This window comes from Streptomyces sp. NBC_01171 (assembly GCF_045039805.1).
GTDB lineage: Bacteria > Actinomycetota > Actinomycetes > Streptomycetales > Streptomycetaceae > Streptomyces.
In genome coordinates this window covers 3,715,193-3,735,867 of record NZ_CP108609.1, presented here as the reverse complement: position 1 = coordinate 3,735,867, position 20,675 = coordinate 3,715,193, and the positions used below count along the sequence as shown (strand labels likewise).

The 20,675-nt window shown below is 71.0% G+C and carries 17 protein-coding genes; 9 read left to right on the top strand and 8 right to left on the bottom strand.

Annotated elements, in window-relative coordinates; genetic code table 11:
- The first annotated feature begins 112 nt into the window (after positions 1 to 112).
- On the top strand, positions 113 to 1,231 hold the full coding sequence (gene serC, locus OG448_RS17400) for a phosphoserine transaminase (protein WP_405554893.1): 1,119 nt from the start codon (positions 113 to 115) through the stop codon (positions 1,229 to 1,231).
- A gap of 67 nt (positions 1,232 to 1,298) precedes the next feature.
- On the opposite strand, the gene OG448_RS17395 is transcribed toward serC, so the two are convergent.
- Entirely contained in the window at positions 1,299 to 2,267 is a 969-nt protein-coding gene (locus tag OG448_RS17395) for a WD40 repeat domain-containing protein (RefSeq protein WP_405554892.1), read from the bottom strand.
- A gap of 98 nt (positions 2,268 to 2,365) precedes the next feature.
- On the opposite strand from OG448_RS17395, the gene OG448_RS17390 reads away from it, so the two are divergent.
- From OG448_RS17390 to OG448_RS17380, 3 genes are all read left to right on the top strand, one after another.
- Entirely contained in the window at positions 2,366 to 3,040 is a 675-nt protein-coding gene (locus OG448_RS17390) for a GDSL-type esterase/lipase family protein (RefSeq protein WP_405554890.1), read from the top strand.
- Between the two features lie 96 nt (positions 3,041 to 3,136).
- Positions 3,137 to 3,724, top strand: coding sequence for a Uma2 family endonuclease (locus OG448_RS17385; protein ID WP_405554888.1), 588 nt, complete (start codon positions 3,137 to 3,139; stop codon positions 3,722 to 3,724).
- Positions 3,725 to 3,772: 48 nt separating this feature from the next.
- The gene (locus OG448_RS17380; protein ID WP_405554886.1) at positions 3,773 to 4,765 is read left to right on the top strand and encodes an aldo/keto reductase; all 993 of its coding nucleotides are present in this window, start codon (positions 3,773 to 3,775) and stop codon (positions 4,763 to 4,765) included.
- A gap of 159 nt (positions 4,766 to 4,924) precedes the next feature.
- Here OG448_RS17380 and thpR read toward each other — a convergent pair whose 3' ends face one another.
- Positions 4,925 to 5,497: an RNA 2',3'-cyclic phosphodiesterase gene (gene thpR, locus OG448_RS17375; protein ID WP_405554885.1), complete on the bottom strand. Its 573-nt coding sequence runs from the start codon at positions 5,495 to 5,497 to the stop codon at positions 4,925 to 4,927.
- Positions 5,498 to 5,532: 35 nt separating this feature from the next.
- On the opposite strand from thpR, the gene OG448_RS17370 reads away from it, so the two are divergent.
- Positions 5,533 to 6,312: an inositol monophosphatase family protein gene (locus OG448_RS17370; RefSeq protein WP_405554884.1), complete on the top strand. Its 780-nt coding sequence runs from the start codon at positions 5,533 to 5,535 to the stop codon at positions 6,310 to 6,312.
- 7 nt (positions 6,313 to 6,319) lie between these two features.
- Here OG448_RS17370 and OG448_RS17365 read toward each other — a convergent pair whose 3' ends face one another.
- On the bottom strand, positions 6,320 to 7,588 hold the full coding sequence (locus OG448_RS17365) for an MFS transporter (RefSeq protein WP_405554883.1): 1,269 nt from the start codon (positions 7,586 to 7,588) through the stop codon (positions 6,320 to 6,322).
- 100 nt (positions 7,589 to 7,688) lie between these two features.
- Positions 7,689 to 8,126, bottom strand: a complete 438-nt coding sequence (locus OG448_RS17360; protein WP_030804715.1) for a MarR family winged helix-turn-helix transcriptional regulator — start codon at positions 8,124 to 8,126, stop codon at positions 7,689 to 7,691.
- 153 nt (positions 8,127 to 8,279) lie between these two features.
- On the opposite strand from OG448_RS17360, the gene OG448_RS17355 reads away from it, so the two are divergent.
- Positions 8,280 to 8,462: a ribbon-helix-helix protein, CopG family gene (locus OG448_RS17355; protein WP_030804711.1), complete on the top strand. Its 183-nt coding sequence runs from the start codon at positions 8,280 to 8,282 to the stop codon at positions 8,460 to 8,462.
- A 39-nt stretch (positions 8,463 to 8,501) separates the two neighbouring features.
- Here the strand turns inward: OG448_RS17355 and OG448_RS17350 are convergent, their stop codons facing one another.
- Entirely contained in the window at positions 8,502 to 9,953 is a 1,452-nt protein-coding gene (locus OG448_RS17350; protein WP_391299230.1) for a solute carrier family 23 protein, read from the bottom strand.
- 192 nt (positions 9,954 to 10,145) lie between these two features.
- Here OG448_RS17350 and OG448_RS17345 point away from each other — a divergent pair, with 192 nt between their 5' ends.
- From OG448_RS17345 to OG448_RS17335, 3 genes are all read left to right on the top strand, one after another.
- Positions 10,146 to 10,415: a DUF2530 domain-containing protein gene (locus OG448_RS17345; RefSeq protein ID WP_405554881.1), complete on the top strand. Its 270-nt coding sequence runs from the start codon at positions 10,146 to 10,148 to the stop codon at positions 10,413 to 10,415.
- Positions 10,416 to 10,595: 180 nt separating this feature from the next.
- Positions 10,596 to 12,881, top strand: a complete 2,286-nt coding sequence (locus OG448_RS17340; RefSeq protein WP_405554879.1) for a GH92 family glycosyl hydrolase — start codon at positions 10,596 to 10,598, stop codon at positions 12,879 to 12,881.
- 113 nt (positions 12,882 to 12,994) lie between these two features.
- Entirely contained in the window at positions 12,995 to 15,397 is a 2,403-nt protein-coding gene (locus tag OG448_RS17335; RefSeq protein ID WP_405554877.1) for an HAD-IC family P-type ATPase, read from the top strand.
- 3 nt (positions 15,398 to 15,400) lie between these two features.
- On the opposite strand, the gene OG448_RS17330 is transcribed toward OG448_RS17335, so the two are convergent.
- The 3 genes from OG448_RS17330 to OG448_RS17320 all read right to left on the bottom strand — a co-directional run bounded on the left by OG448_RS17330 (position 15,401) and on the right by OG448_RS17320 (position 20,629).
- Positions 15,401 to 16,225: a hypothetical protein gene (locus tag OG448_RS17330; protein ID WP_405554875.1), complete on the bottom strand. Its 825-nt coding sequence runs from the start codon at positions 16,223 to 16,225 to the stop codon at positions 15,401 to 15,403.
- 169 nt (positions 16,226 to 16,394) lie between these two features.
- Positions 16,395 to 17,309, bottom strand: a complete 915-nt coding sequence (locus OG448_RS17325) for a hypothetical protein (RefSeq protein WP_405554874.1) — start codon at positions 17,307 to 17,309, stop codon at positions 16,395 to 16,397.
- Positions 17,310 to 17,497: 188 nt separating this feature from the next.
- Positions 17,498 to 20,629, bottom strand: a complete 3,132-nt coding sequence (locus tag OG448_RS17320; protein WP_405554872.1) for a sacsin N-terminal ATP-binding-like domain-containing protein — start codon at positions 20,627 to 20,629, stop codon at positions 17,498 to 17,500.
- Positions 20,630 to 20,675 lie beyond the last annotated feature (46 nt).

Below are 20,675 nucleotides of genomic sequence, written 5' to 3'. Positions count from 1 at the left end.
CCCCCCGCTCCTCAGATCGTCGTACGACCGCACAAGTCCGCGACTCGGAGGAGTCGTCTCATCCGACGGACACGGCTTCGTCCGGTTTCGCGCACCCGATACGCTCCGACTTGTGGCCGACATCGAGATCCCCGCTGACATCAAGCCCGCCGACGGACGCTTCGGCGCGGGCCCCTCCAAGGTGCGGACGGAGGCGCTCGCCGCGCTCGCGGCGACCGGCAGTTCCCTGCTGGGCACCTCCCACCGGCAGGCCCCGGTCAAGAACCTGGTGGGCCAGGTCCGCGAAGGCATCAGCTCCCTGTTCTCCCTCCCGGACGGCTACGAGGTCGTCCTCGGCAACGGCGGCTCCACCGCGTTCTGGGACATCGCCACCCACGGGCTGATCGAGAACAAGTCCCAGCACCTCAACTTCGGTGAGTTCTCCTCCAAGTTCGCCAAGGCGGCCAAGCTCGCCCCCTGGCTCGCCGAGCCGACCGTCATCGCCTCCGACCCCGGCACCCACCCCGAGCCCAGCGCCGAGGCGGGCGTGGACGTGTACGCGTTCACCCACAACGAGACCTCCACCGGTGTCGCCATGCCGATCAAGCGCGTGGCCGGCGCCGACGAGGGCGCGCTCGTCCTGGTGGACGCCACCTCCGGTGCGGGCGGCCTCCCGGTCGACGTCTCCGAGACGGACGTCTACTACTTCGCCCCGCAGAAGTCCTTCGCCTCCGACGGCGGCCTGTGGATCGGCGTGTTCTCCCCGGCCGCCATCGAGCGCGCCGAGCGTGTCCACGCCTCCGGCCGGCACGTCCCGGAGTTCTTCAGCCTGCCCACGGCGATCGACAACTCCCGCAAGAACCAGACGTACAACACCCCGGCGCTCGCCACGCTCTTCCTGCTCAACGAGCAGCTCGAGTGGCTGAACGGCCAGGGCGGCCTGGACTTCGCCACCGGCCGCACCAAGGACTCCTCGGCCCGGCTGTACACCTGGGCGGAGGAGTCGAAGTACGCGACGCCGTTCGTCACCGACCCGGCCAAGCGGTCGCAGGTCATCGGCACGATCGACTTCGCCGACGAGATCGACGCCGCCGCGGTCGCCAAGGCGCTGCGCGCCAACGGCATCGTGGACACCGAGCCGTACCGCAAGCTCGGCCGCAACCAGCTCCGCGTCGCCATGTTCCCGGCGATCGACCCGGCCGACGTCGAGGCGCTCACCAAGTGCGTCGACCATGTCATCGAGCGGATCTGAAACCTGTAGATCCACGTGAGTAGGGGCGCCCGGTGGTGAACCGGGCGCCCTTTCCCGTACCCCGCGCCTATCCCTTGCGCCGCATCCGCCGCATGCCGAACACGGCGGCGGCGCCGAGTGCGAGGAGGACGGCCCCGGTCTTGAGGCCGGCCCCGCCGCTCTTCTCCCCCGATGCGGAACCCCCGCCGGTGGAAGGTGACTTGGATGCCACCGCACCACCCTTGGGCGCGTCCTGCGCCCGCACCTGGCTCTGCGCGCCCTCGCTGCCGTACATCAGCGTGGTGCCGTCGGCGGAGTAGCTGACGGATTCGCCCTGACCCTGGAGCGGCACGTTCAGCCGGTCCAGCTTCTTGATCCGGCCGCCGTTCCAGTCGTAGGAGATGCCGCCGAAGTAGCCGCGTACGGCGAGCTGTTCGCCGTTCGGCGAGAAGGCCGCGTCGGTGGCCCACAGGTCGACGGGGGCGACCGGGCGGAAGACGTTCGTGCCGGAGGACGACAGTTGGGCGGGGCCCTCGTACAGATGCCCGCCGTCCTCGTTCTTGTCGATGATGTAGACGCGGCCGGTCTTGGGGTGGACGGCCAGCGACTCGGCGTCCCTAGGGCCGTCGGAGTACTTCACGACGTACTGCGTGGCCGTGACCGTCTGGTCCTTCAGGGTCTTCGGCTCGGGCAGGCGGTAGATCCAGACATAGGGCCAGCGGCCGTGGAAGTTGTCCCCGATGTCGCCGACGTAGATCTGGTTGTCCGGCCCGATGGAGATCGCCTCCACGTCACGCGGGGAGCCGATGCCGCGCAGGGTGAGCGTGGCGACGGTCCTGCCGGTGCGGCTGTCCACGGCGTAGAGGTAGGGGCCGTCGTCGCTGTCGTTGTGCGTCCAGTAGACGCCCGGGTGCAGGCGGGAGGCGGCCAGGCCGCTGGACTCGGTGATCCTGGGGTCCTCGATGGTGAACCCCTGGTCCCCGTCCGCGGCGTGGGCGGGCAGGGCGCAGGCACCCGCGAGCAGGGCCCCGGCGAGCAGGGCGAACGGTCGGCGCATGGTCCAAGACTGCCACCTGGCGCGGGCGTTCAGTGGGGGTGGTGGGCCTCACATCGGCCCTGGATGCGGGCCGTACCGTGATCCGCCATCATGAGCGGATGCTCAGGTTCATGCCCGTAGGTGACTCCATGACGATCGGGAGCGCGGGCGAACACACGTGGCGTTACCGGCTGTGGCAGCACCTGCGCGGCACATACGGCGGCCCGTTCCAGATCGTCGGTCCCCGCGAGACGCTGTACGACCAGGCCACCGGGGAGCCCGACTCCCACGAGTACGCCGACCCCGACTTCCCGCGCGCCCACCTCGCCGGCTGGGGCGAGGGCTGGCAGCACATGGCTCCGCTGATCGGGGAGGCGGTGCGGGCGCACCGGGCCGACGTGCTGCTGGTCTCCCTCGGCCTGATCGACCTGGGCTTCTACACCAACGCGGAGCAGACGGTCGACAACGTGCGCGCCTTCGTGGCCGCGGCCCGCGAGGCGCGTCCGCGCGTGCGGATGGTGCTGCTGCCGGTCATCCCGAACATACGTGCCCAGGAGGACGGCCCCTTCGCCGAACAGGTCGACCTCTTCAACACCCTCCTCGCCAAGACGGCCGCCGACCTGGACGAGCCCCGCTCGCCGCTGCTGCTGGCCTCGGCGCCGGGGGGTTGGGACATCCAGACGGACACGTACGACGGCACGCATCCCAACGCCAGCGGCGAGCACCGGATCGCCGGGGCGTTCGCGGGGGCGATGTACGAGGCGTGGGGGCTGGGGGAGCCGTACGTGGCTTGATCGGATCGACCGATTTCCGGCATCTCCCGGTCACGGTGCATATCGTTGAACCGCGCGGCTGCACATCTGCGTGGGCAGCCGGGGAGGAGCGCCACGATGACCGTCCTCGACGACAGGACCGCGATGGCCGAGAGCGACACCGGACGCTTGGACGAGTGGTTCGAGCTTCTTGAGCGCATGCCCGTCCCCGAAGGATTCCGGGCCGAGATCGTCGGGGGCTGCTTCTTCATGGTGCCGCAGCGGAACACGCATTGGCAGATCATCCGTCGGGTCCTGCGGGCCCTGGAGGACAGGTTCGGACCAGACGTCATGGTGTTCTCGGACGTGCGTATCGATTTCCCCGGTCACCAGAACGGCTTCTGCCCGGACATCGCCATGCTCAAGGACTCGGCCGAGCCGGACGAGACGGGCCACTGGCGCCACCAGGACGTCCAGTTCATCGCCGAAGTCATCTCCCAGGGCACGGCCGCCAACGACTACGGCCCCAAGAGGACCGCCTACGCCGTCGCCGAGGTCCCTGTCTATCTCATCGCGGACCCCTACCAGGCCCGGTGCCACGTCCACACCGACCCCAAGGACGGCGACTACGCCACGGTGACAAAGGTCGAGTTCGGCACTGACATCCACCTGACCGGAACGGTCGTCGACCTCATCCTCAAAACCCACGACTTCCCCCGCGACTGACCCCCACCGCTTGCCTAGAGCGCGCTCCAAGACGTTGGCTAGGTGGGCATGAGGTACACGCAGCTTGGACGTACGGGACTGAAGGTCAGCCGCCTGGTGCTGGGCACCATGAACTTCGGGCCGCAGACCGACGAGGCGGACAGCCACGCGATCATGGACGCGGCGCTGGACGCGGGCATCAACTACTTCGACACCGCGAACGTGTACGGCTGGGGCGAGAACAAGGGCCGTACCGAGGAGATCATCGGGAGCTGGTTCGCGAAGGGCGGCGAGCGGCGCGAGAAGACCGTCCTGGCCACCAAGGTCTACGGGAACATGGGCGCAGAAGGCGACGCCTGGCCCAACTACGACAAGCTCTCCGCGCTGAACATCCGCCGCGCGGTGGACGCCAGCCTGAAGCGGCTGCAGACCGACTACATCGACATCTACCAGTTCCACCACATCGACCGGAACACCCCGTTCGAGGAGATCTGGCAGGCGGTCGACGTCCTGGTCACCCAGGGCAAGATCCTCTACGCCGGTTCCTCCAACTTCCCCGGCTACAAGATCGCCCAGGCCAACGAGACGGCCCTGCGCCGGGGCAACACCCTCGGCCTGGTCAGCGAGCAGTGCCTGTACAACCTCGCCGAGCGCCGCGCCGAGATGGAGGTCATCCCGGCCGCGCAGGACTACGGGCTCGGCGTCATCCCCTGGTCGCCGCTGCACGGCGGTCTGCTGGGCGGGGTCATCCGCAAGGAGGCCGAGCGCGGACGCCGCGCCTCCGGCCGTGCGGCCGACGCCCTCGCGGACACGGCCACGCGCAACCGGATCGAGGCGTACGAGGAGCTGCTCGCCAAGCACGGCCTGGAGCCCGGCGAGGTCGCACTCGCCTGGCTGCTGACCCGGCCCGGCGTCACCGGCCCCATCGTCGGCCCGCGCACCAAGGCCCAGCTCGACTCGGCGCTGCGCGCGGTGGAGCTGGAGCTGAGCGAGGAGCTGCTGACCGGCCTGGACGAGATCTTCCCCGGCCCGGGCCCCGCTCCGGAGGCGTTCGCCTGGTAGCGGCAAGCGAAAGGCCGCTCCGTACGGGGGGATTCCCCGCGGAGCGGCCTGGGCGGCAACCGTCAGTGGACGGCCGCCGCCACGGCGACGACCACCAGCATCAGTACGAGCGCACCGGCCATGATCCGGTTCCGGGTTTTCGGGTCCACGACGACGAGCCTAACGGGCGCCGCCCAGTGCCCAGCGGGCGACCGGGGCGTACCGGGGCTGCTCACCGGGTACGCCGGAGGCCGGCAGGTGGCTGCGGACGAGGACCAGTTCGCCCACCGTCCAGGCGGTACCGGTGAATTCGGCGAGGGCGTCGACGTAGGGCCGTAGGTCGGTGTCGCCCTTGCCTCGGGCCAGTGTGAGATGCGCCCGGTAGTGCCGGTGCTCCTCGCCGCCCACCCCGGCCCGCCGTCCGGCCGCCTGGGCCCGCCCGGCCAGCCTGCCCAGCGCGGTGAGGTCTCCTGAGGCCCCGGTCCACAGTGCCTTGCCCCGTCCGAAGCTGCCGCCGCCGGCGAGGGCCAGCGGGAACGGTTCGCTCCGCGCGGCCGCGCGCTCCAGCCGGCGTTCCAGCTCCGGCACGGCCTCCTCCGGGACCTCGCCGTAGAAGGCCAGCGTGAAGTGCCAGCCGTCCGGCTGGGTCCACCGCAGCGCGTCGGCCCCGGCCGGCCGCCGCAGCGCCCGTACCTCCCGGCCCAGCTCCTTCACGGCGTCCGGGGGCGGCAGCACGGCGGCGAAGAGTCTCATCCCCTCACGATCCCAGACGGGTACGCTGCGGCACCGTGACCGAGGACGTCGAAACAGCGACAGCGGGCGCCCTGGCCGGCGCCGAAGTGGTGCGTGAGGGCTACGGCAAGGCGCTGGCCCGGATCGACAAGGGCGCGGGGGACTTCGCCACGGCGGCCGACGTGGCGGCCGAGCGGGCCATCCTGGACGTCATCCGCGCGGCCCGGCCCCAGGACGCGGTACTCGGCGAGGAGGGCGGGCGGCAGGGCGCCACCGACACCGGGCGCCTCTGGCTCGTGGACCCCCTGTGCGGCACCCTCAACTACGCCGTCGGCAACATGCTCGTCGCCGTCAACGTGGCCCTCCGCGACGGCCCCGCAGCCGTGGCGGACCCCTTCAGCGGTGAGGTCTTCCGCACCGACGGCAAGACGGCCTGGCTCCACCAAGAGGGCACCGACATCCCCTTGCGCCCCACGGCGGCCACCGCCCTCGTGGACGTCAACCTGGACCCGCCTTTCCCAAGCGCCCCCGGCTTCCGCGCCACGGACCTCCTGGCACACCCGGTGTTCATCGCGCGCTTCCGCCCCCGAGTGGTCTCCACGACGCTGGCCCTGACCTGGGTCGCGGCGGGCCGCCGAGCCGCCTACGTCACCGACGGCACCGACCTCTCGACCAGCGTCCACTTCGCCGCCGGAATCGCCCTGTGCCGCGCGGCGGGCTGCGTGCTCACAGGCATCGACGGCGCACCGCTGGGCCCGGGCACCCGTGGCTTGGTGGCAGCCGCGGACACCGACACCCACAGCCTGTTGATGTCGATGATCCGCGGCGAGTCCTGACCGGCCCTCACGCCGCCGGCGTCAACTCCTCGCTCCCCCTCGGCACGAACCGCAGATGCGGCCCTCGGTGCCAGGTGAGCCGGAGTCGGAGGTCGCCCGCGCGGGCCAGGAAGAGGCCGATGACAGCCGCCGCGGCGGCCGAGACGACACCGCCGGCGACGAAGCCGAAGCGGGCGCCGTAGGTGTCGGTGACCCATCCCACCAGCGGTGCGCCCAGCGGTGTGCCGCCCATGAAGACCATCATGAAGAGGGACATCACGCGCCCCCGCATGGCCGGGTCGGTGGACATCTGGACGGCGGTGTTGGCGGTGACGTTGACCGTGAGGCCGAAGGCGCCGATGGGAACCATCAGGAGGGCGAACAGCCAGTACGAGGGCGCCAGCGCCGCGACGATCTCCACCGTGCCGAAGGCCAGCGCGGCCGCGACCAGCACCCGGAACCGGGCCGTACCGCGCCGCGCGGCGAGCAGGGCGCCGATCAGGGAGCCGACGGCCATCAGGGTGTTGAACAGGCTGTACGCCCCGGCGCCGGCGTGGAACACGTCGTCGGCGAAGGCGGTGAGCCACACCGGGAAGTTGAAGCCGAAGGTGCCGATGAACCCGACGAGCACGATCGGCCAGATCAGCTCCGGCCGCCCGGCGACATGCCGCAGCCCCTCCCGGAGCTGGCCCTTGCCGCGCGGGGCGCGGTCGACGACGTGCAGCTCACGGGTGCGCATCAGCAGCAGCCCGGCGATGGGCGCGACGAAGGACAGCCCGTTGGCGAGGAACGCCCACCCGGTGCCCACGCCGGTGATCATCAGACCGGCGACGGCGGGGCCGACCAGCCGGGCGGACTGGAAGTTGGCCGAATTCAGGCTGACCGCGTTCTGGAGCTGGCCGGGGCCGACCATCTCGGAGACGAAGGACTGCCGGGCCGGGTTGTCCACGACCGTGGCGAGCCCGACCGCGAAGGCGGCGACGTACACGTGCCAGACCTGGACGTGGCCGGAGAGGGTGAGGACGGCCAGCGCGAGGCCGGTGAGGGCCATCGCGGACTGGGTGAACAGCAGCGCGGGCCGCTTGGGCAGCCGGTCGACGAGGACACCGCCGTACAGGCCGAAGAGCAGCATCGGCAGGAACTGGAGAGCGGTGGTGATGCCGACGGCCGCCGAGGAGCCGGTGAGGCTCAGCACCAGCCAGTCCTGGGCGATGCGCTGCATCCAGGTGCCGGTGTTGGAGACGACCTGCCCGGCGAAGAACAGCCGGTAGTTCCGGACCTTCAGCGAGCTGAACATCGACGTTCTGCCTGCGGCGGGGGTAGTAGTGGCCGGTGCGGGGACGGAAGCTGCTCCGGGTCCCGTACTCAAAAGGTCGCCTCCTGAAGCGATGCCGTGGCTACAGTTGCGCGAGCTTCTCCAGGACGGGGGCGGCGGCGCGCAGGGTGGCCCACTCGTCCTCGTCGAGGCCCTCGACCAGGCCGGCCAGGAACGCGTTGCGTTTGCGGCGGCTCTCGACGAGCATCGCCTCGGCCTGCTCGGTCCGGGTGACGACCTTCTGGCGCCGGTCCTCGGGATGCGGCTCGAGCCGGACCAGGCCCTTGGCCTCCAGGAGCGCGACGATGCGGGTCATCGAGGGCGGCTGGACGTGCTCCTTGCGCGCCAGCTCGCCCGGAGTGGCCTGTCCGCAGTTGGACAGCGTGCCCAGCACCGACATCTCGGTGGGGCTCAGCGACTCGTCGACCCGCTGGTGCTTGAGTCGACGGGACAGCCGCATCACGGCGGAGCGGAGGGAGTTCACGGCGGCCACGTCGTCGCCGTGGGTGAGGTCCGACATGTCTTTAGCCTAACTCATTACTCTTACTAAGGAACACCGCCACGCACGCGGGCCCCCGTGATGTCCGCCACTGTGTCCCGTCGTCACCCGTAAGAGTGAGTCGGTTCCGAAAAGTGACACATCGGGTGGCGGGATGTGGCGACCCTCGTACGCATGGGGACCAGTGTGCTCAGCCTGCGGATGGACGGGGAGCTGCTAGAGAGGCTCCGGGAACGCGCGGCGAGAAGAGGAATGAGCGTGCAGGACTATGTGATCCGCACGCTCGTCAGGGACGACTTCGACGAGCGGTTCCAGACCGCCGTCGACGAGACCGAGAAGTTCTACGGGGTCACATGAGACTCATGTGACCCCGTGGGAACCTCAGCCGCGCCCCGGTCAGGTCAGACCGAGGGCCGGCATCAGGTAGTAGAAGCCGAAGACGGCCGCGACCACGTACATCGCCACCGGGATGTCCCGGCCGCGCCCGGCGGCCAGGCGGAGCACCACGAAGGTGATGAAGCCCATGCCGATGCCGTTGGTGATCGAGTAGGTGAACGGCATCATCACCATGGTCACGAAGGCCGGGATGGCGATGGTGAAGTCGGCCCAGTCGATCTCCCGGATCGAGCCCGCCAGGATCAGGAAGCCGACCGCGAGCAGCGCGGGGGTGGCGGCCTGGGACGGGACCATGGTGGCGACCGGGGTCAGGAACAGCGCGACACCGAACAGGGCGCCGGTGACGACGTTGGCGAGGCCCGTACGGGCGCCCTCGCCGACGCCGGCCGTGGACTCCACGAAGCAGGTGGTGGCCGAGGAGGAGCTGGCGCCGCCCGCCGCGACGGCGAGACCGTCGATCAGCAGGACCTTGTTGATGCCCGGCATCTGGCCCTCGGCGTCGGTCAGCTTGGCCTCGTCGCTGACGCCCATGATCGTGCCCATGGCGTCGAAGAAGCAGGACAGCAGGACGGTGAAGACGAACAGGACGCCGGTCAGCACACCGACCTTGGCGAAGCCGCCGAACAGGCTGACCTGGCCGATCAGCCCGAAGTCCGGGGTGGCGACCGGGTTGCCCGGCCACTTCGGGGTGGTCAGGCCCCAGGACGGCACCTTGGCGACCAGGTTGATGATCACCGCGAGGACGGTCATCGCCACGATGGAGATCAGGATCGCGCCCGGCACCTTGCGGACGATCAGCGCGAGGGTGAGCAGCACACCCAGGACGAAGACCAGCACCGGCCAGCCGGTGAGGTGACCGCCCGTGCCGAGCTGGAGCGGGACGGTGGTCTGCGCGATGTCCGGGATACGGGTGACGAAGCCGGAGTCGACCAGGCCGATCAGCATGATGAACAGGCCGATACCGATGGCGATGGCCTTGCGTAGCCCGTAGGGCACCGCGTTCATCACGCGCTCGCGCAGACCGGTGGCGACCAGCAGCATCACCACGAAGCCGGCGAGCACCACCATGCCCATCGCGTCCGGCCAGGACATGCGCGGCGCGAGCTGGAGCGCGACGACCGTGTTGACGCCGAGCCCGGCCGCGAGCGCGATCGGGACGTTGCCGATCACACCCATGAGGAGGGTGGTGAAGGCGGCGGTGAGCGCCGTGGCCGTGACGAGCTGGCCGTTGTCCAGGTGGTGCCCGTACATGTCCTTGGCACTGCCGAGGATGATCGGGTTCAGGACGATGATGTACGCCATCGCGAAGAATGTGGCGAAACCGCCCCGGATCTCCCGGGCGACGGAGCTGCCGCGCTCGGAGATCTTGAAGTAGCGGTCGACGGCGCCGTAGGAAGGCTTACCGCCCGGCTGTTCGGGGGAAGGAGCCTGGGCCGTGGCCGAGGTGGGCATGCGAGTCCTCTTCACCATTCAGGGTTCCCCCGAGCCCTTTTGGAGTTTCGTACGAACAGAAACAGTCAAAGACAAACGGCTTCAGTATGAACGTATGAAGCCTAGATCGCTATCTCCGCGCGTAGATATTCACCGAATGTCCGTGGGGCAGCGGGCTGCCGGGCGTGGTGCGGTGCCTCGTAAGCTGTGTCCATGACGAAGTGGACCCTCAAGCACGAAGCGCCGGAGCCCCTGGAGGGGCCCGTGGTCGCCACCATCACCGGCGGCACGATCGTGTGGTTCGTCCTCTTCCTGGCCCAGCTCCCCTTCTACGGCTGGTTCGAGGACCACGGCCATCTGTGGTGGGTGTGGACCTGCCTGGCCGGCGCCGGCCTCGGCCTGATCGGCATCTGGTACGTGCGCGGGCGGGACGCCGCGATCAAGCGTGCGGCGGCCGAGCGGGAGGCTGTCCCCTCCGAGTGACCTCCGGGTCGTGCGGGACCTCTGGACGGAATGCGGATTCCGTGTTGTCATGCCCACTGCTGTCCGATGACAACGTTGTTCCGCGGCGCTGACAACGTTGCCTTGAACCACCCCTGAGCACGTCCGGCCCACCACCTCAGAGGTTCCTGCATGACATGGACACGGCATATCGGTCGCTTCATGGCCGGGACACTGGCGGCGACCGCGCTGCTGGCCACCCCCGCCCACGCGCAGGCCGACCCGCCCGCCCGGCTGACCGACCTCGTCAACCCGTTCATCGGCACCCAGAACGAGGGCAACACCTACCCCGGCGCGGCCGTGCCGTTCGGCATGGTGCAGCTCTCCCCCGACACCGGCCACAACACCGGCTACGACTACGCCCAGGACCACATCCGGGGCTTCTCCCTGGTCCACCTCTCCGGCGTCGGCTGCGGCCTCGGCGGTGACCTCCCGGTGCTGCCCACCACGGGCGACGTCACCACCACCGACTACGCCCGCTACGCCGCGAGGTTCAGCCACGACGACGAGACCGCGAGCCCCGGCTACTACCGCGTCGGCCTGGACTCCGGCATCGAGGCCGAGCTGACCGCGACCGCCCGCACCGGCGTGCAGCGCTACACCTTCCCGGCCACCGACAAGGCCAACGTCCTGCTCAACGCGGGCCAGTCGCTGCACACCAAGGTCGCCACCGAGGTCGAGATCCTGGACGACCACACCGTGCGCACCAAGCTCACCGGCCGCGGCTTCTGCCAGGACACCCTCCCCTACACCCTCTATACGGTCACCCGCTTCGACCGCCCCTTCACCGCCCACGGCACCTGGACCGGGTCCACCGTCACCGACGGCGCGAAGACCGGCGCGGACGGGGCGTACCTGCGGTTCGACACCCGGAAGGACCGCACGGTCGAGGCCACCACCGCGCTGTCCTACGTGGACGCGCGGGGCGCGCTCGGCAATCTGCGCGCCGAGGGCGGCCGCTCCTTCGACGTGGTGCGCGGCGCGGCCCGGCGGGCCTGGGAGGACCGGCTGGCCGACATACGGGTGCGCGGCGGGAGCGACACGCTGCGCCGGACCTTCTACTCCTCGCTGTACCGCTCGTTCCTCGCGCCGAACATCGGCAGCGACACCGACGGCCGCTACACCGGCTGGGACCAGAAGATCCACCGCACGCAGGGCTTCACCTACTACCAGAACTGGTCGCTCTGGGACACCTACCGCACCCAGTCCCAGTTGCTCTCGCTGCTCGCCCCGCGTGAGGCGCGGGACATGGCGATCTCGGTGATCCGGATCGACGAGGAGAGCGGCTGGCTGCCCAAGTGGGGCTACGGCACGGTCGAGACCAACATCATGACCGGCGACCCGGTCACGCCGTTCCTGACCAACGCCTACCAGCAGGGCCTGCTGCACGGTTGGGAGGAGCGGGCCTACCGGGCGCTGAAGAAGAACGCGGACGGCGTGCCGCCCGCCGGCTCGCCGGCCGTGGGCCGGGAGGCCAACCGGGAGTACCTCGCCGACGGCTTCGCCCCGTACGTCAAGGACCGCCCGCACGCCAAGCCCGGCGACTCGGACTACGACCACGGGGCGTCGGCCACGCTGGAGTACGCGCTGTCGGACGCGATGCTGTCCCGGATGGCGCGCGACCTCGGGCACCGCGCGGACGCGGACCGGTACGCCGCTCGGGCGCAGAACTACCGGAAGATCTTCGACCCCTCGACCGGGTTCTTCCGCGCCCGTGACGCCTCCGGCGCCTTCACCGGACCGGCCGACCCGGCGAAGAGCGAGGGTTTCCACGAGGGCACGTCCTGGCAGTACCAGTGGCTCGTGCCGCAGGACCTGCCCGGAATGGTGGACCTCGTCGGCGGCAAGCAGGCGGCCAACGACCGGCTCGACTCCTTCTTCGCTTACGGGCAGTTGACGCAGGACCCGGCGAAGACCGCCCGCGAGGTGTGGGTGAACGGGCCGTACGACTACTACAACGCGGACAAGTACAACCCGCAGAACGAGCCCGACCTGATCGCGCCCTACACCTACCTGTCCACCGGGCAGCCGTGGAAGACGACGGACGTGGTGCACGCGGCGCTGACCCTGTTCACGGACGGGCCGACCGGGATGACCGGCAACGACGACCTGGGCACGATGTCCGCCTGGAACGTGCTGTCGTCCATCGGCGTCTTCCCGGTCCAGCCCGGCTACGACACCTGGGGCCTGTCCACCCCGGTGTTCGACCGGGTCGACCTCACCCTGGACCGCCGGTACTACCCGCACGGCGCGCTCACCATCACCGCGCCGGACACCTCGGCGGACGCCCGCTACGTGCAGTCGGCGCGGCTGGACGGCACGGCGTACGGGCGGACGTACCTGACCACGGAGGCGCTGCGGACGCACCGTTCGCTGTCCTTCACGGTCGGATCGGCACCCTCCTCCTGGGGCACCGGGGCCGACGCGGGGCCGCCCGCGCTGGGCTGATCCGGGCCTTGATCAGGGGCGCCCCCGAGACGTGTCGGAGGCGCCCCTGGCGTTACCCGGAGATCGGGCCGCCCGGCAGGTGAAGCGGGGATTCCGCACGTACCGTCGGATGCATGACGCATATCGACGCGGGTGCCGGACTGGACCCCGTGCACCCGGTCGCGCCGCCCACCACCGGGCCGGCGGGCCTGACCCGCGCACAGGTCGCGGAGCGGGTGGCACGGGGGGAGGTCAACGACGTCCCGGTGCGCAGCAGCCGCTCGCTGGGCGAGATCGTGCGGGCGAACGTGTTCACCCGGTTCAACGCGATCATCGGTGTGCTGTGGGTGGTGACGCTGTTCGTCGCGCCGATCCAGGACAGCCTGTTCGGGTTCGTGATCCTCGCCAACACCGGGATCGGGATCGTGCAGGAATGGCGGGCGAAGAAGACGCTGGACTCGCTCGCGGTGATCGGGGAGGCCCGGCCGACCGTGCGCCGGGACGGCAGGGCGGTGCAGGTGCCGACCAGCGGGATCGTGCTGGGCGACCTGGTGGAGATCGGGCCCGGCGACAAGATCGTGGTGGACGGGGTGTGCGCCGAGGCCGACGGCCTGGAGGTGGACGAGTCCCTGCTGACCGGCGAGGCCGACCCGGTGGTGAAGCACCCCGGCGAGCAGGTGATGTCGGGCAGTTTCGTGGTCGCGGGCGGCGGAGCCTTCCAGGCGACCAAGGTGGGCCGGGAGGCGTACGCGGCCCAACTGGCCGAGGAGGCGTCCCGGTTCACCCTGGTCCACTCCGAGCTGCGGTCCGGGATCTCCACGATCCTGAAGTACGTGACCTGGATGATGGTCCCGGCGGCGCTCGGCCTGATCGTCACCCAGCTCGTGGTGAAGAGCAACGACTTCAAGGGCTCGGTGGCCCGGACCATCGGCGGGATCATCCCGATGGTGCCGGAGGGGCTGGTGCTGCTGACCTCGGTGGCCTTCGCCATCGGGGTGATCCGGCTCGGGCGCAAGCAGTGCCTGGTGCAGGAGCTGCCCGCGATCGAGGGCCTGGCCCGGGTGGACACCGTCTGCCTGGACAAGACCGGCACGCTCACCGAGGGCGGCATGGACGTGACCGGCCTGAAACCGCTGAACGGGGCGGACGAGGGCCGGGTGCGGGAGGTGCTGGCCGCGCTCGGGGCGTCCGATCCGCGTCCCAACGCCTCGCTCAAGGCCATCATCGACGCCTATCCGGACGGCCACGGCGCGGGCCGGCGCCCGGTGAGCACGCTGCCGTTCTCCTCGGCCCGCAAGTACAGCGGGGCCGCGTTCGAGGAGGGCGACGGGAAGGTCACCGGCTGGCTGCTGGGCGCCCCCGATGTGCTGCTGGCCCCCGACGACCCCGCGCTGGCGGAGACCGGCCGGCTGAACGAACAGGGCCTACGGGTGCTGCTGCTGGCCCGCGCCGCCCGTGACCTGGACGGTCCCGACCCGGCGCGCGGGGCCCGGCCCGTGGCCCTGGTGGTGCTGGAGCAACGGCTGCGCCCGGACGCGGCGGAGACCCTGCGCTACTTCGCCGACCAGGACGTCCAGGCCAAGGTGATCTCCGGGGACAACGCGGTGTCGGTCGCCGCGGTCGCGCACAAGCTGGGCCTTACGGGCAGGGCGGTGGACGCGCGTCGGCTGCCCGCCGACCCGGCCGACCTGGCCAAGGCGGTGGACCGGGCCACCGTGTTCGGGCGGGTCACCCCGCAGCAGAAGCGGGAGATGGTCGGCGCGCTCCAGTCGGAGGGGCGCATCGTGGCGATGACCGGTGACGGGGTGAACGACGTACTGGCCCTGAAGGACGCCGACATCGGCGTCTCGATGGGTTCGGGTTCGGAGGCCACGCGCGCGGTGGCACAGATCGTGCTGCTGAACAACAGCTTCGCCACGCTGCCGTCGGTGGTGGCGGAGGGCCGCCGGGTGATCGGCAACATCACGCGGGTGGCGACGCTGTTCCTGGTGAAGACGGTGTACTCGGTGCTGCTGGCGCTGCTGGTGGTGTGCTGGCAGGTGGAGTACCCGTTCCTGCCCCGGCATCTGACACTGCTGTCCACGCTGACCATCGGCGTCCCGGCGTTCTTCCTGGCGCTGGCGCCGAACAAGGAGCGGGCGCGGCCGCACTTCGTGCGCCGGGTGATGCGGTACTCGGTACCGGGCGGGCTGCTGGCCGGGGTGGCGACCTTCGTGACGTATCTGCTGGCCCGGCACCACTACACGGGCGCGGGCGCGCTGTCCGCCGAGACCAGCGCGGCCACCCTGACCCTGTTCCTGATATCGATGTGGGTCCTCGCCATCATCGCCCGCCCCTACACCTGGTGGCGGCTGGCCCTGGTGGCCGCGATGGGCGTCGCCTTCCTCTTCGTCCTGACCGTCCCCTGGCTCCAGGACTTCTTCGCCCTGCGCCTGGTCGGCAACACCATGCCGTGGACGGCGGTCGGAGTGGCGGTGGTGGCGGCGGCCGCCCTGGAACTCGTGTGGAGATGGGTCGGCCGCCGCTTCCCGGTGTGAGGGTTACTGCACGTCGACCGCGTCGGCCGCGGAGGTGACGGCGGCCGTGGTGGAGACGCCCGCGTAGACGTAGCGGTAGGAGCCGTCGACCGAGGCGGTGACGGTGGTCTTCAGCTTGCCGTAGTAGTCCGTCGTGACGGTCTTCAGCGTGGTGTAGGTGCTGGAGCCCTTCGGGGCGAACTGCAGCTTCACCGACTGCGCCCCGTAGCCGTAGTACTTGTTGTAGTCCCAGCTCGCGCGGGTCAGGGTGCCGGTGACCGTGATGGTCTTGCCCTTCACCACCGGCTCCGGGGCGGCGTTGGTGGTGAGCTTGGAGTAGCGCAGCAGGCTGGTGGTGGCCAGGCCGCCCTGGTCCTTGAAGCCGACCTTGCTGTAGTCGGGGCTGGAGGGGTTCTGCCCGTTGAAGGCGGTCGCCTCGGCGGCCACCGACCACTTGCCGGCGTCGGAGGCGGTGAGGTCGCCGTCGGCCGGGTAGAGGTCGATGGTGCCGGTGCAGGTGAGCGTGGTGCTCGTGGCGACCTTGCAGGTGGCGAAGTCGTCGCCCTCGACCGTGGCGGTCGGGTCGTCCAGGGAGCCCCGGTACAGGTAGGCGTCGCTGTAGAAGTCGGCGGCGGTCGCCTGGACGTCCGCGCCGTGGGTCAGCGTGTACGAGTAGGTCGCGCTGACCGCGTTGGTGGTGCCGACCTTGATCGACGAGGCGATCTTCAGGTTCGAGAAGCTGACGTTCATCGTGTACGGCGTGGCCGGGGCGGCGTGCGCGGCCGGAACGGCGAAGGCCGAGAGAGCCAGGGCGCCGGTGACGGCGGCCACGGTGGCACGTATGCGCATGTGCGGTTCCCTCTGGGGGAGAAGTGATCGGTGAGTCGGTCGACTCGGGTGATCAGATCCGTGAGGGGCCTTGCTGGTTGTACGGGCGGGGCGTTCCTTGACCTGAATTTGCCCACTCATTGCCTGGTCAAGGGCCCCGCCCGCTCACCTCTTGCGGATTACTCCCGGATTACTTCACGTCGACGAAGTCGGCGGTCGAGTCGACCGCCGGGGTGGTCGAGGTGCCGGCGAAGCTGTAGCGGAAGTAGCCGTCGACGGACGCCTTGACGGTGGTCTTCAGGTTGCCCTTCGAGTCCGTCTTGACGGTCTTCAGCGTGGTGTAGGCGCTGGCGCCCTTCTTCTTGAACTGAAGCTTCACGGACTGCTGGGTGTAGCCGTGGTAGCGGGAGTCGTCCCAGTTCGCGCGCGTCAGGGCGCCGGTGACCGTGATGGTCTTGCCCTTCTTGACCGGCTCCGGGGAGGCGTTGACCGTCTGACGGGAGTACCGCTGGAGCTTGTTCGAGGCGGCCTTGTCCTTGACCGCGACGCCGATCTTGCTCAGGTCCTGCGGGTCGAACGGGTCCTCGCCGTTGAAGGCGACGGCGAAGGCCGCGGTCTTCCAGGTGGCCGCGTCCTCGTTGAAGAGGAAGATCGGGTCGATCTCGATGGTGGCCTTGCAGGACGCGACGGTCGCCGACGACGCGGTGCAGACGGCCTCGTCGCTGTCGATCTCGTTGTCGGCGTAGTCGAACTCCGCACCCCGGTACAGCGCGAGGCCCGTGACGAAGTCGGGGGCGTCGATGTCGACGTCCACGCCGTGCGTCAGCGTGTAGGACACCGGGACCCGGACCACGTTGGTGGTGCCGACCACGATGTTCTTGCCGCTCTTGACGTTCACCTTCGAGAAGGTGACGTCCATGGTGTAGGGCGTGCCCTTGGACTTGACGCCGAAGCCCTTGACGCCGTGGGAGGCGTGCAGGACCTTGCTCGCGGCCGACGCCTCGGAGGGAGCCGCGGGGTGACCGGCGGCGTGGGCGGCAGGCACGGCGAAGGCAGAGAGGGCCAGGGCGCCGGTCGCGGCTGCCACGGTGGCACGAGTGCGCATGTGCGTTCCCCTGCGTAAAGGGGCCCGGGTGACCGCTGCGCCCGACGGGGCGGACCGGCGTGCTGGGGCCCGAATGATCGTGTGAGCCTGTTAGCTCACACGATCAGACGTGCGATCCGAGGGGACGGTTGTACGAAACTCGAAGATTCTGCGACCAATTCGTGAAGCCGCACCTCAAGCAAGGGACTTCAGTCGAACCAGCGGTCCCGTGCCAGTTCCTGCGTGCGGGACGGGTCCTCCAGGAGTGCGGCCACCTCGAAGCGGCGGGGCCACTGGCCGGAGGCCCAGGCGAGGCCGGCGGCGACGCCTTCCAGGGTGGCCGCGTGCAGGACGCCGTCGTCGGTGAGACGCCAGTCGATCTCGACGCCGTCCACGACGAGTTCGTCGTGCTCGACATAGCCGGCCGGGGTGCCCGCCCCGAGCAACGCCCTTACCGGCTCGGGGACTTCGTGCTCGGCGCCCTGGGAGTCCACCGCGCCGGTGACGGACTCGCTCAGCCGCCGCACCTGGAACAGCTCGGCCAACGAGGCGGCCAGGGACGGCCGTACCGGAAGCAGCGGTACTCCGGAGGTGAAGGGCAGCAGGTCGGGCGAGTCGACGACCACCGCGTCCCGCGCGTCCACCACGACGACCCGCCCGTCGCGCACCGCCCGCAGCTCGTCGGGGAGGGTCACCTGCTCCGGGTCCAGGTCGGCCAACGAGCTGTAGAGCCCGTGCAGTTGGACCGGGCTGACCGGCCGGTCGGGGTCCGCGAGCCGGTCGAGGAGTTCGGCGGCACCGCCGGGCTCGTCCAGCAGCGCGGCCACCGAGGTGCGTACCCCGAGAGCCCGGAGCACCTGCTCGTCGTGGAAGCCGGTGGCGTCCGCCTCGTCGTACAGGCCGCGCAGCAGCGGGTCGCCTCCGGAGGCCAGCAGGCCCGCCGGGCGGCGGCCGTCGAGCACCGGGTGCCCGCGCAGCCACCAGGCGGTGTAGGGGCGTACGACCTCGTGGGTGCCGTCCGGGAGGAGGACGCGGACCGGCTGGACGAGGGCGTCGCGCAGCGGCGGCTGGGCCAGCAGGGCGAGCGCCTCGGGCCAGCGGTCGTCGTCCACCAGGTCCAGGTCGCGCACGGCGACGAGTTCGGTGGCGACGGGCGGTACCGGGCTGTCGGGGAAGCGGTCGAGGATGTCCTCGGACCACACGTCGACGGCGTCCAGCAGACCGGCGTCGTCGGGTTCGGCGAAGTCGCTGTCGCGGGGCTCCAGTTCGTCCGGGTCGAGGACCACGTCGGTGGCGCGGACCAGCGCGAAGTCGGCCAGCACCCCGCAGGCGGCGAGCGGCTGCCCGCCCCACCTCTCGGCCAGGTCGGCGTCGACGGCGGCGAGTTCGCCCTCGCGGATCACCCGGGCGAACGGGCTGCCGGGCAGGACCAGTTCACCGGCAGGGGCGAGCTCGCCGTCCTCGTCGGGCAGGGCGAGCGCGCCGAGCCAGGGCTCGTCACCGGGCTCCAGGCCCGCGTCCCGCACCAACGCCAGGACGGTGTCCGCGAGTTCCTCGGCGTCCGGGGCGTCCTCCTCCCACATCGCCCCGCCGTCGTCGTCCAGGGAGGCGGCGACGGCGGCGCGGACCTGCGGGGTGGTGAGCACCGCGCGCGGGGTGGCGGGCAGCGCGCCGAGCTTCTCCAGCAGCGGGTGGGCGGCGTCCGCGTGGGCCATCTTCAGGCCGAGCCGGCCCAGCACCTCGGCGTCCGGCGCGGTGGCGTCCGGGGCGGGCAGCAGCACCTGGCGGGGGCCGATGGTGGTCCGGCCGGTCCCGGCGAGCGGTACGGGCAGCCCGGACAGCCGCTCGGGGTCGACCCCGGCGAGGCTGTCGTAGAGCCGCCACCACCACTCGGGCTCCTTCTCCAGACCGGCCAGCCGGTCCACGGCGTCGGCCAGCGGCAGCCGGGCCACGCCGAGCGCGCGCAGCTCCGGGCGGCGCTCCAGGCCCGCGGGCAGCAGGGTCGGCAGCACCTCGGCGAGGACGCGCACGGTGGCCGCGCCCGCGCCCTCCACGATCTCGGCGTCCCTCGGGCGCAGCGCCTCGGGCAGCTCGTCGTCGCCCTGCGGGGGCAGCGCCGGGGGCAGGAAGGCGATGCGCGGCAGCCGGTCCAGCACGGCCTGGCGGAGCGTGCCGTCCAGCTCACCCTTGCCGAGCGGGCCGGGGACGAGGTCGATGGCGCCCTCCGTCACCGGGCGCCAGCCGGCGAGGAGTTCGGTGTAGGCGTCGGCCGCGCGCTCCACCAGGAAGTCGGTGAGCGGGCCGGGCGCGGCATGCCGGCGGGTGGTGTCCAGCGGGAAGGACGCGATGAGCACGCCCGGGAAGCCGAGGGGCTCGTCGCTGGGGGTGGGCGCGTGCAGCACGGGCGCGGTGCGGGGGCGCACCGGGCGGCCCTCGCCGTCCTCGGGCACCGCCCAGGTGACCGACCAGTGCGGGCGCAGCCGTTCCTCGACCGGGCGGTCCGCGAGGAGGGCGGCGTCGAGGGGGCCGTGGGCGACGACGGTGCGCCAGCGGGTGGTGCCGTCGCGGGAGTCCTCCACGACGGTGACGGCGTCCTCGACGCTGCGGCGCAGGGTGCGCGGCTCGCGCCCCTCCACCTCGATGACGACCTCTTCGAGGCCGGGCAGGGCGAGCAGCAGCGCGTCGTCCACGGCGTCGAGCAGCCGCTCGGCCAGGGAGGCGGCGGCCGCGTCGCGCAGCGGCAGGATGACGGCGGTGTCGTACGGGTCCGGCGCGGTGCCCTCGGCGGCGAACGGCAGCCGCAGCAGCGGGACGTGGCCGTCGCGGCGGCGCACCTCGTCGCCGAGGCCGGGGCTGTGCCGGGCCGTCTCCGCGGTCAGCTCGCGGGCCTCGGCGAGGGACCAGCGGACCCCGCCGTGCCGGCCGACCAGCGCGGGCTCGTCGGTCACGGAGAGCACGGCGGCGAAGCCGACGCCGAACCGGCCGACGGTGGCGTGCTCGTCGTACCGCTCCCGCTTGGCGGAGGCGCGCAGGGTGGACAGTGACTCGACCCCGGCGGCGTCCAGGGGCGCGCCGGTGTTGGCTGCGATCAGCACGCCGTCGCGGAGGGTGAGCCGGAGCCGTCCGGGCGTGTCCGCGCGGGCGGCGGCGTCGGCGGCGTTCTGGGCCAGCTCCACCACGAGCCGGTCCCGGTAGCCGCCGAGGACCAGGTCCTCCTCGGCGTTGGCGTCCTCACGGAACCGGGCGGGGCTGGTGGCCCAGGCGTCGAGGACACCGCGGCGGAGACGGGCGGTGCCGAAGGGGTCGGCGCCCTCGGCCGCCGGCCGCACGTACTTGCTCACGTTCACTCTCCATCATCGACGTGAGTTCGAAGGTACAGCGACCTGA

Excerpts from the sequence above, each read along its gene's own strand:
- OG448_RS17330 (WP_405554875.1), bottom strand. The coding sequence starts at position 16,225 with ATGCGCATACGTGCCACCGTGGCCGCCGTCACCGGCGCCCTGGCTCTC.
- OG448_RS17345 (WP_405554881.1), top strand. The coding sequence starts at position 10,146 with ATGACGAAGTGGACCCTCAAGCACGAAGCGCCGGAGCCCCTGGAGGGG.
- OG448_RS17355 (WP_030804711.1), top strand. The coding sequence starts at position 8,280 with ATGGGGACCAGTGTGCTCAGCCTGCGGATGGACGGGGAGCTGCTAGAG.
- OG448_RS17350 (WP_391299230.1), bottom strand. The coding sequence starts at position 9,953 with ATGCCCACCTCGGCCACGGCCCAGGCTCCTTCCCCCGAACAGCCGGGC.
- OG448_RS17380 (WP_405554886.1), top strand. The coding sequence starts at position 3,773 with ATGAGGTACACGCAGCTTGGACGTACGGGACTGAAGGTCAGCCGCCTG.
- OG448_RS17385 (WP_405554888.1), top strand. The coding sequence starts at position 3,137 with ATGACCGTCCTCGACGACAGGACCGCGATGGCCGAGAGCGACACCGGA.
- OG448_RS17360 (WP_030804715.1), bottom strand. The coding sequence starts at position 8,126 with ATGTCGGACCTCACCCACGGCGACGACGTGGCCGCCGTGAACTCCCTC.
- OG448_RS17365 (WP_405554883.1), bottom strand. The coding sequence starts at position 7,588 with ATGTTCAGCTCGCTGAAGGTCCGGAACTACCGGCTGTTCTTCGCCGGG.
- OG448_RS17340 (WP_405554879.1), top strand. The coding sequence starts at position 10,596 with ATGGCCGGGACACTGGCGGCGACCGCGCTGCTGGCCACCCCCGCCCAC.
- OG448_RS17325 (WP_405554874.1), bottom strand. The coding sequence starts at position 17,309 with ATGCGCACTCGTGCCACCGTGGCAGCCGCGACCGGCGCCCTGGCCCTC.
- OG448_RS17335 (WP_405554877.1), top strand. The coding sequence starts at position 12,995 with ATGACGCATATCGACGCGGGTGCCGGACTGGACCCCGTGCACCCGGTC.
- OG448_RS17395 (WP_405554892.1), bottom strand. The coding sequence starts at position 2,267 with ATGCGCCGACCGTTCGCCCTGCTCGCCGGGGCCCTGCTCGCGGGTGCC.
- thpR (WP_405554885.1), bottom strand. The coding sequence starts at position 5,497 with ATGAGACTCTTCGCCGCCGTGCTGCCGCCCCCGGACGCCGTGAAGGAG.
- OG448_RS17390 (WP_405554890.1), top strand. The coding sequence starts at position 2,366 with ATGCTCAGGTTCATGCCCGTAGGTGACTCCATGACGATCGGGAGCGCG.